At 68.8% G+C, this 9002-nt stretch carries 8 protein-coding genes; 5 read left to right on the forward strand and 3 right to left on the reverse strand.

Features of this window, described 5'->3' with window-relative positions:
* Nucleotides 1-25: 25 nt before the first annotated feature.
* Together ACWDSL_RS10090 and ACWDSL_RS10095 are read right to left on the reverse strand one after the other, a co-directional pair.
* The gene (locus ACWDSL_RS10090) at nt 26-634 is read right to left on the reverse strand and encodes a hypothetical protein (protein ID WP_450483583.1); all 609 of its coding nucleotides are present in this window, start codon (nt 632-634) and stop codon (nt 26-28) included.
* Nucleotides 635-761: 127 nt separating this feature from the next.
* Nucleotides 762-1436, reverse strand: a complete 675-nt coding sequence (locus tag ACWDSL_RS10095) for a TetR/AcrR family transcriptional regulator (RefSeq protein ID WP_450483585.1) — start codon at nt 1434-1436, stop codon at nt 762-764.
* 153 nt (nt 1437-1589) lie between these two features.
* On the opposite strand from ACWDSL_RS10095, the gene ACWDSL_RS10100 reads away from it, so the two are divergent.
* Nucleotides 1590-3923: an MMPL family transporter gene (locus ACWDSL_RS10100; RefSeq protein ID WP_450483586.1), complete on the forward strand. Its 2334-nt coding sequence runs from the start codon at nt 1590-1592 to the stop codon at nt 3921-3923.
* Nucleotides 3924-3972: 49 nt separating this feature from the next.
* Here the strand turns inward: ACWDSL_RS10100 and ACWDSL_RS10105 are convergent, their stop codons facing one another.
* Nucleotides 3973-4386, reverse strand: a complete 414-nt coding sequence (locus ACWDSL_RS10105; RefSeq protein WP_450483588.1) for a DUF4345 domain-containing protein — start codon at nt 4384-4386, stop codon at nt 3973-3975.
* 90 nt (nt 4387-4476) lie between these two features.
* Between ACWDSL_RS10105 and ACWDSL_RS10110 the strand changes: the two genes are divergently transcribed.
* The 4 genes from ACWDSL_RS10110 to ACWDSL_RS10125 all read left to right on the forward strand — a co-directional run bounded on the left by ACWDSL_RS10110 (nt 4477) and on the right by ACWDSL_RS10125 (nt 8896).
* On the forward strand, nt 4477-5136 hold the full coding sequence (locus ACWDSL_RS10110; protein WP_450483589.1) for a TetR/AcrR family transcriptional regulator: 660 nt from the start codon (nt 4477-4479) through the stop codon (nt 5134-5136).
* Between the two features lie 38 nt (nt 5137-5174).
* Entirely contained in the window at nt 5175-6311 is a 1137-nt protein-coding gene (locus ACWDSL_RS10115) for a substrate-binding domain-containing protein (protein ID WP_450483595.1), read from the forward strand.
* Nucleotides 6312-6424: 113 nt separating this feature from the next.
* Complete coding sequence (locus ACWDSL_RS10120) at nt 6425-7495, forward strand: glycosyl hydrolase 53 family protein (protein WP_450483591.1); 1071 nt, start codon at nt 6425-6427, stop codon at nt 7493-7495.
* A gap of 54 nt (nt 7496-7549) precedes the next feature.
* Nucleotides 7550-8896 carry a right-handed parallel beta-helix repeat-containing protein gene (locus tag ACWDSL_RS10125; protein WP_450483593.1) on the forward strand — a complete coding sequence of 449 codons (1347 nt, stop codon included), beginning with the start codon at nt 7550-7552 and terminating at the stop codon, nt 8894-8896.
* The last annotated feature ends 106 nt before the right edge of the window (nt 8897-9002 follow it).

Genomic DNA, 9002 nt, shown 5'->3' on the forward strand with positions numbered 1-9002 from the left:
CCGAGCCTTTCCGTCCGACGCCCGATCAACACCCCGAACGCGCCCGCAACGCATCCGGATCGGTTCGGGGGCGGTGCGGAGCGGGCCCGGGCGGGCTCGGGCGGGACACTCCCGAAGCTCCCAGATCCGCACGCATCCCGCGCCGCAGCTCCCGCAGCCGTTCCCACAGCGCGTCGATCTCCCCCTGGGCGGCGTCGAGCGAGTCGCCCGGTCGGGGGACGCCGTCGTCCAGGCGCCGGAGTCGGCCGTAGACGGTGCCGAGCGCGTGGGTGACCTCGCCGGCCAGGGCGAGTACGGGGTCGGGCAGCCGCATCTGCGCCTCCGCGTACACGTCCCGGTGCAGATCCCGGGCCTCGCTGAGACGTTGCCGTGCCGCGCGCGGATCCTCCGCGCGGATCAGGGCGTGCAACTGGTCGGTGAGGGCGGCCAGATAGTGCCGAAGGGAGGTGTTGAGGGCGACGTAACAGGTACGCCGCACCTCGGCTTCCCGCGCCCGCGCGCGCACTCGCTCGGTCCGCTCCTGCTCACGCTGTCGGCTGCGCTCGGCCGCGCACTGGGTCAGCAGGGCCGACAGCAGGGTCCCGACCACCCCGACCACCGCCACGATCGGCGCACCCGCACCGGTGACGTCCAACGCTCTCACCCCCGTATCGCCGTATGCCTCCATCGAACCGGCACCGGACGCCTCCGGGGAACTCCATGACCGAGGACCGCCCGATCTTCGCCCGGGCCGCGCCCAGAGGAACGGCCAGGGACCCGGATCACGGCGCAGACTTGCGCGATTTTTCAGCCACGCTCATGGCGCTGCTGACCGCGGTGTGGAGGTCGTCCTCTTCCGTCTCCGTGCGGAGCGGCGGGAGCGGGGTCGCGTTGGCGGGGTTGAGCGAGTCGAAGAGCAGGACGGTGAAGCGAGCGCGTGTGGCGGGTGTGGTGCCGGGGAGCGCGAGGGCGGCGATGCCCATGACGAGGAAGCGCGGGATGTCGTCCACGGTGAGGTCGGCTCGGATCTCGCCCTGCTCCTGTGCGCGCTCCAGCAGGGGGCGGAGGGAGTCGCTGAAGCGCTGGAGGGCGTCCACGGCGACGTCCGCGAAGTTGCCGGCAAAGGTGACCAGTCCCCGCTCCTCGGTGATCAGGTCGAGCAGCCGGGTGGCGATGTCCAGGATGGACTGTCGCGGGTGCCGGGCGGCGGAGGCGTCGGTGATCAGCGGGAGGAGGTCGGTTTCGAGAATGTCGTCGAGGACGGCACGGACGATGGCCTCCCGGTTGGGAAAGTGCCGGTAGAGCGTGGCGATGCCCACGCCCGCCTCGGCGGCGATCCGCTCCAACGAGCCCTCGCCCGCGCCGAGGACATTGCGTCCGGCCGCAACGATGCGCTCCGCACTTGAGCGGGCGTCAACCCTGCGGCGCCGGTGTGTGCCGGGTGCGGCGTTCGTCATCTCTCGCTCCTCCCAATTCCGCACCGCAGGCTACCCAACTGACCGTACGGCGGTAGGACTCTATCGATTCGATAGTTGACTATCGATCTGATAGTACTCTCTCACCCCGGGGTCGTATGCCCACCGGGGCCGCGTCGGAGAGAGGAGAAGGGTGTGTCTGTGCTGCTGTACCGGTTGGGGCGGTTCGCCTACGCCAGGCCCTGGTACGTCATCGCGGGTTGGCTGGCGGTGGTGTCAGCCGTGGTGGCCCTGCTCACGGTCAACCCCGTCAAGCTGAGCAACGAGGTGCGCATCGACGGCACCCCGGCCCAGGAGGTCATCGACGATCTGGCGAAGTCCCTGCCCGAGGCGTCCGGCGGACAGGGCATGGTGGTGTTTCGCGCGCGGAACGGGACGCGGGTCGACGGCAGGGACAGCCGCGCCGCCCTCATCGGCGCGGTGGACGCGGTCTACCGCCACGAGCACGTCATCGACGCGCGCAAGGCCCTCGCCGATGAGCTGTCCAAGGGCGAGAAGAGTCCCCTGATACGGGCCCAGGCCGCGGTGGCCGAGGCCGCCGGGCAGCCGGCGCGAGGCAAGGCGCCGACTCCCCTGCGGGCCGACGGCCGACCCGTACCAGGGGTCGTCGTCTCGGCCGACGGATCCACCGCCCTGATGCAGTTCCAGTTCGACCAGCAGACCTACGAGCTGCCCTCCGGGACGATCGACAGCACCGTCCAGGCCGCCGAGCGACAGGCCGAGCGCGGCCACCTCGATGTCCTGCCGTCGGCATCGATGATGGAGATACCCGAGATCGTGGGCGTCGGCGAGATCGTCGGTGTCGTCGTGGCGGCCATCGTCCTGCTGGTCACCCTGGGGTCGGTCGTGGCGGCGGGCCTGCCGCTGGTCATCGCTCTCATCGGCGTCACGGTGGGCGTCGGCGGCGCCTTCACCCTCTCCACCGTCTTCGAGATCCACTCCCTCACCGCCGTACTGGCCCTGATGCTGGGCCTCGCCGTCGGCATCGACTACGCCCTGTTCATCGTCAACCGGCAGCGGCGGCTGATCCTGGACCACGGCCTGGACGCGGGCGAGGCGGCCGGGCGGGCCGTCGGCACCGCGGGCAGCGCGGTCTTCTTCGCCGGCAGCACGGTCATCATCGCCCTGATGGGGCTGCTGGTCGTCGGCATCACGCTGCTCAGCACCATGGCCATCGCCGCCGCGGCCACGATCGCCATCGCCGTCATGCTCGCCCTCACCCTGCTGCCCGCACTCCTGGGCCTGGTGCGGGAGCGCATCTGTTCGACCAGGAGCTGGCACGCGGCGCGGCAGCGGGCCACCACGGCCACACCGACGCGGGGAACCCGCTGGGGAGCGGGGCTGGTACACCGCAAGTACCTCGCCCTCGCGGGGTCGTTGCTCGCGCCCCTCGCAGTGGCCCTGCCCGCCCTCGACATGAAGATGGGCCTGCCGTCCGGCGACAGCTACAACCCCGACACCGCACAACGCCAGAGCTACGAGCAGGTGAGCGACGCCTTCGGCGCCGGCTACAACGGCCCCCTCATGGTCGTGGCACGCTCCTCCGGCGATGACCGGCCCCTCACCCCCACGACGCTCGCCGCCGCCACCACCGAACTGAAGGACACCAAGGGCGCCGCGTCGGTCTCGCTGGCGGGGATGGACAGCAGTGGCACCATGGCCGTCCTCAGCCTCGTTCCCGACGACGGACCGAACGACGACGGCACCAAGGACCTCGTCAACGCCGTGCGGGACAAGAGCCGGGAGCTGAGCGAGAAGCATGGCGTCACGGTCGGCATCACCGGCTTTACCGCCCTCGCCATCGATGTGTCCGACCGGCTCGCCGATGTCCTTCCCCTGTACGTCGCCACCGTTCTCGGACTCTCGCTGATCGTCCTGCTCCTGGTCTTCCGCTCCGTCGTCGTCCCCGTGATGGCCACGCTCGGCTTCCTGCTCAGCATCGCCGCCACTTTCGGCGTCACCACGGCCGTGTTCCAGTGGGGCTGGGGACAGTTCCTGTTCGGGATCGACGCCACCGCGCCGGTGGTGAGCCTGCTGCCCATCATCGTCACCGGTGTGCTCTACGGACTGGCCATGGACTACCAGATGTTCCTGGTCACCTCCATGCGCGAGGCCCGTATGCACGGCGCCGACCCGCTCCGGGCGACCGTCTCCGGCTTCGCCCAGGCCAGCGCCGTCGTGGTGGCCGCAGCCACGATCATGGTCTCCGTCTTCGCCGGATTCATCTTCAACGCCCAACCCATGATCAAACAGGCGGGATTCGCCCTGGCCGCGGGCATCCTCATCGACGCGTTCATCATCCGCCTGACATTCATCCCGGCCACCATGGCATTCGCACGGGAGAAGGCCTGGTGGATCCCCGCGTGGCTGAACCGTCTCCTGCCCGATCTCGACGTCGAAGGCGACAAACTCGCCCAGGAGATCCCGCTGCCCTCCCCCACCGCTTCCCGGCAACTCCGAACGCCGTAAGTGCCGGCTTCCCTGCCCAAGTGTCCGATCCGGGCGAGCTCGGGCCCCTTCATCGCCCGGCGGGCACAGCATCCACATCGCCGCGCAGGGTCCGCTCCTCCGCGTCGGCCAGCCAGAGGAAGACCGGCGGCAGGCCGAGCTCGATCGCCGCCAGTGCGATCTGGAACCACTGCGGCCAGCCATGTACGGCGAGCGAGAGCAGCCGGCCCATCCCGCCCAGCAGAAAGACGCCGGCCAGCCACCGCACCGCCCGAGCCGGAATCGGACGCTGCCGCGCGGCCGAGAGCCAGGCCAGCCCGTAGCCGGCGAAGCCGGCTCCCATGAACCGGCCCCAGCTGTCGACTGTCGCGCCGGCGGAACCGGCGCCGGGGATCGCCGCGTTGCCGAGTGCCACATGGAACAGGCCGATCGCCACGCAGGCCCAGCCCATCAGCTGCGCGAGTACGCGCAGAGCCCTGGCCATATTCCCTCCAAACCGTCTTGGCGGAGCTTAGTTGACATGGGTCTACTAGACTGGGTGCGCTAGTAGACTCATGTCAACTAAGCTGCGTTCGTGCCTCCTCGCCAGCGACTCACCCCCGCCGACCGCCGCGCCCAACTCCTCGCCGTCGGCGCACGGCTCTTCGCCGCACACCCCTACGCCGAGGTACTGATGGAGGAGGTCGCCGAACAGGCCGGCGTGTCCCGGGCCCTGCTCTACCGTCACTTCCCCAGCAAGCACGCCCTTTTCACGGCCGTCTACCAGCAGGCGGCGGACCAACTGCTCGCCGGGACACGGCTCGACCCTGCCGACTCCCTGGTGGAACAGCTCATCCAGGGCATGGAAGTCCACCTCGACTACTTCGTGGCGAACCGCAACGCCGTCCTCGCCGCGAACCGGGTCCTGGCGGGCGACCCGGTGATCCAGACGATCATGACGAACGAGCTGGACGCGCTCCGCGCACGGCTGCTGGCCGTACTCCCACTCGCGGACGCGAGCGCCCGTGAGGCCGTGTCCGGCGTCCTGAAGAGCTGGCTGGTCTTCGTCCAGGTCCTCTGCGTCGACTGGCTCACCCACGAGACCTGCACCCGCACCCAGCTGCGCGACGTCTGCATCGGCGCGGTCCTCGGCGCCCTCCGGCCGCTGCTCACCGAGGACCCCGCCCCCGACTGGCCGCCACCAGCCGACGGGCCGAAGATCGGTACTGGACGGCATACGAAGTCCGCGGGCTAGAATCGTTCAAATCTGTTCACAGGGGGGCCGTGTCCGACATGCTCGTTGCGCAGCGGCATGAGCTACTGGTCAGGGAGCTGGAAGCAGCCGAGGGGCTGAAGGTCACCGAACTCGCCGCGCGCCTGAACGTGTCGCGCGCCACCATCCGGCGGGATCTGCTCGAGCTGGAGGCCGAAGGGCGGGTGACCCGGGTCCGCGGAGGTGCCGTGCTCGCGACATCCCACACCGCCGGGCAGCCCTCCGAGCCGCGGCCGGCGGGCGCGCCGTCCGGCCCTCTCCGCGCCGATACCAAGCCTGCCTCGGCCCATACGCTCGGATTGCTGGTCCCGTCGGCGCACTACTACTACCCCCGAGTCGTCGCCGGCGTGCAGGCCGTGGCCGCCGAGCGCGGCGTCCGCGTGGTCATCGGCCTGAGCAACTACACGTACCCGAATGACACCCAGCAGATCGATGAGCTGGTCGCGTCCGGCGCCACCGGGCTGCTGGTGGCCTCCGCCACGGGCCACGTCCTGCCCCAGGAACCGTTCGAACGGCTTCGGGCCGGCGGGCTGCCGTTCGTGCTGATGGAACGACGGCCGTACGACCGCTATGTGCCGGGCGAGTTCGTGGCCACCGATCACCAGCAGGGCGCGTTCGGCGCGGTCGGGCACTTCATGAACCTGGGGCACGAGCGGGTGGGGCTGTTCACCAACGGCAGCCCCACCGCGCCCCTGCTCCGCGAGGGGTACGAAGCGGCCGTCCGGCACCTGGGCCTCGTCTCCGGCGCACCGGTCCTGGACAGCGGACGCCCCACGCTCGGCCCCACGGAGGCCACCCGCCTCTATGACCGGTTCATCAAGGAGTGCCTGGCCGACGGCGCACGGGCCGCGCTGGTGCACTCCGATCACGACGCGATCGAGCTGATCCGGCGGATGCGCTCCCAGGGCCTGCGTACGCCGGACGACATCGCGCTGATCGCCTACGACGACGAGATCGCCTCCCTGGCCGACGTGCCCCTGACCGCGGTGGCGCCGCCCAAGCACGAGATCGGCGCCCAAGCCGCGCGGCTGCTCCTGGAACGCCTCGACGCGCCCGACCCGTCGGCCGTACCCGTCCGCCAGTTGCTCATCCAGCCCCGCCTGATCGTCAGGTCCTCCTGCGGGGCCGCTACCCCGCCCCCGTCTCTTGACACTTGATGCCGCCGAGCGCAGCATTATGCAGCAATCTGTAGCTCAGTGATTCGAATGCGTCACAGTGATTCACGGTCCCGCAAATTGTCATGCACCTGCCTATGGAGGAGGTACGGAAGATGGAAAAGGGACAGGAACGTGAGCAACGGCCAGGTGGTGTGCGCCGCCGAACCGTACTGCTGGGCGCCGCGGCCGGTGCCGGAACGGTGGCGCTCGGAGCCGCCGCCGCCCCCGCGCAGGCGCAGGCGCAGGCGCAGGCGCAGGCGCAGGCCGCAGCGTTCGTCCGGGGCGCCGACATCAGCTGGATGCCCCAGATGGAGGCGCAGGGCTACTACTGGAACAACAGCGCCGGAGTGCGGCAGGATCTGTTCACCATCCTCAAGGGGTACGGCATCACCGCGGTCTCCCTGCGGACCTGGGTCAACCCCTCCAGCGATCCGGCCAACGGGCACTGCAGCATCGAGGAGACCGCGCAGCTGGCCCAGCGGGCCAAGAACGCCGGTATGCAGGTCCTCATCGGATTCCACTTCGGCGACACCTGGAACTCGGCCGGGGTGCAGAATCCGCCGGCCGCCTGGGCCGCCATGGACTACAGCCAGATGCTCGACGCCATGTACGACTACGTCTACCACTCGTGCAACGTCATCAAGTACTACGGCGTCACTCCCGCCTGGGTGAAGATCGGCAACGAATCCAACTCCGGAATCTGCAAACCGGTCGGCAGTCTCAGCCGCCCGGCTCAGATGACGGGCCTGCTGAACGCCGCGTACGACATGTCCAAAAAGGTCTTCCCGAGCACCCCCGTGCTGGTGCATCTGGCCCAGCCGCAGAACCTGAGCGGCGTCCAGAACTTTCTGAACGCCTACCGGGACAACGGCGGGAAGTGGGACATCACCGGCCTGTCCTCGTATGCGCAGGGCGGCAACGTGCCCGGCGTGCTGGCCAATATGCAGACCATCCAGTCCGGCTACGGCAAGCCGGTCATGCAGGTGGAGTACGGCGGGCCGGTGGGCAAACCCACCCAGGTGCGCGATTCACTGCGGGCGTTCATCACCGGGCTGCAGGGCTTCGGTGGCCTCGGCACATTCTTCTGGGAGCCCGAGGGCTACCCCTCGTTCAACAGCTACAACAGCTCGGCCTGGGACGACAGCAGTCGGCGCCCGACGGCGGCCATGGACGGCTTCCTCTGACACATGGAACGTTCTGGTTGCGCCAGGAGTTTCCCCAACCATCTGGAGCGAGCGATGAAATCCGCCTCCCGCGTGACGCCTGCCCTCCTGGTCTCGGCCGTCACCTTCCTCCTGACCCCCCTCACCATCGCCCCCAGCTCGGCAGCCACAAGCAGCGCAGCGGCCGGAAATGTCTATTACGTCGCCCCGAACGGCAGCGACAGCGCCGCGGGAACTCAGGCGGCCCCCTGGGCCTCGATCGCCCATGCGCAGTCCGTCGTCGGGGCGGGCGACACGGTGTATTTCCGGGGCGGCACGTACTCCTATACGCATGGGATCAACAGCTGCAAGAGTCAGACGGACCGGGTCGACGCGATCACCCTGAACAAGAGCGGCAGTTCAGGCAATCAGATCCACTACTTGGCCTACCCCGGAGAAAAACCGGTCTTCAATTTCTCGCGCATGACGGACGACTGCCGGATCAAGGGCTTCGATGTCACCGGCAGTTGGATCCATCTCAAGGGGCTGGAAGTCACCGGCGTCCCGCAGAACAACAATCTGAACCACGAGTCCTGGGGGATCTGGATCTCCGGGAGCAACAACACCTTTGAACAGATCAACACCCACCACCATATGGGGCCAGGACTGTTCATTCAAAACGGAGGAGGGAACCTCGTCCTCAACTCGGATTCGCACGACAACTACGACCCGAACAGCTCCGGTGGGGCCGGTGAGAACGCCGACGGATTCGGTGCGCACATCTCCGCCAACAACCCCGGGAACGTGTTCCGAGGATGTCGTGCATGGTGGAACTCCGACGACGGCTTCGACCTCATCAACGCCTATTCGTCCGTGACCATCGAGAACTCCTGGGCGTGGCGGAACGGATACATACCGGGAACCACCACCGGCTCCGGCAACGGCAACGGGTTCAAGGCGGGGGGCTACGGCGGCGACTACGACGCCGGGGCCGTCAAGCACACCGTCCGCACCTCCGCGGCCTTCGCCAACAAGGCGGCGGGCTTCTACGCCAACCACCACCCGCTCGCCAACGACTTCTTCAACAACACCAGCTACGGCAACCACCCCGACTTCAACATGCTGGGAGTCGACTCGAGCGGCGCCGCCGTCGGCCGGGGCAACCTCCGTAACAACATCGCCTACACCGGCACCCTGACCTCGAACATGAGCGGCACCAGCGCCACGTACAACTCCTGGAACCTGAGCATCTCCCTGTCGGACGCCCAGTTCCAGAGCGTGTCGACGTCCGGCTGGGATGCGGCCCGCCAAACCGACGGCAGCCTGCCCGTACTGCGCAACCTGCGCCTCGCGGCGAACAGCACCTTGATCGACAAAGGCGTCAATGTCGGTCTGCCCTACAGCGGGCAGGCGCCGGATCTCGGTGCCTTCGAAGCCTCCTGAACCTCTCACGACGGACCTCGTCGAGCCCCGGGCCCCCCCCCCCGGGGGGCGCCCCCGGCCCCCCCCCGACGCCGCCGATGCCTTCCGTACGGAGCGCAGCGCGCCG

The sequence above is a fragment of the Streptomyces sp. NPDC000941 genome (genome assembly GCF_053599555.1).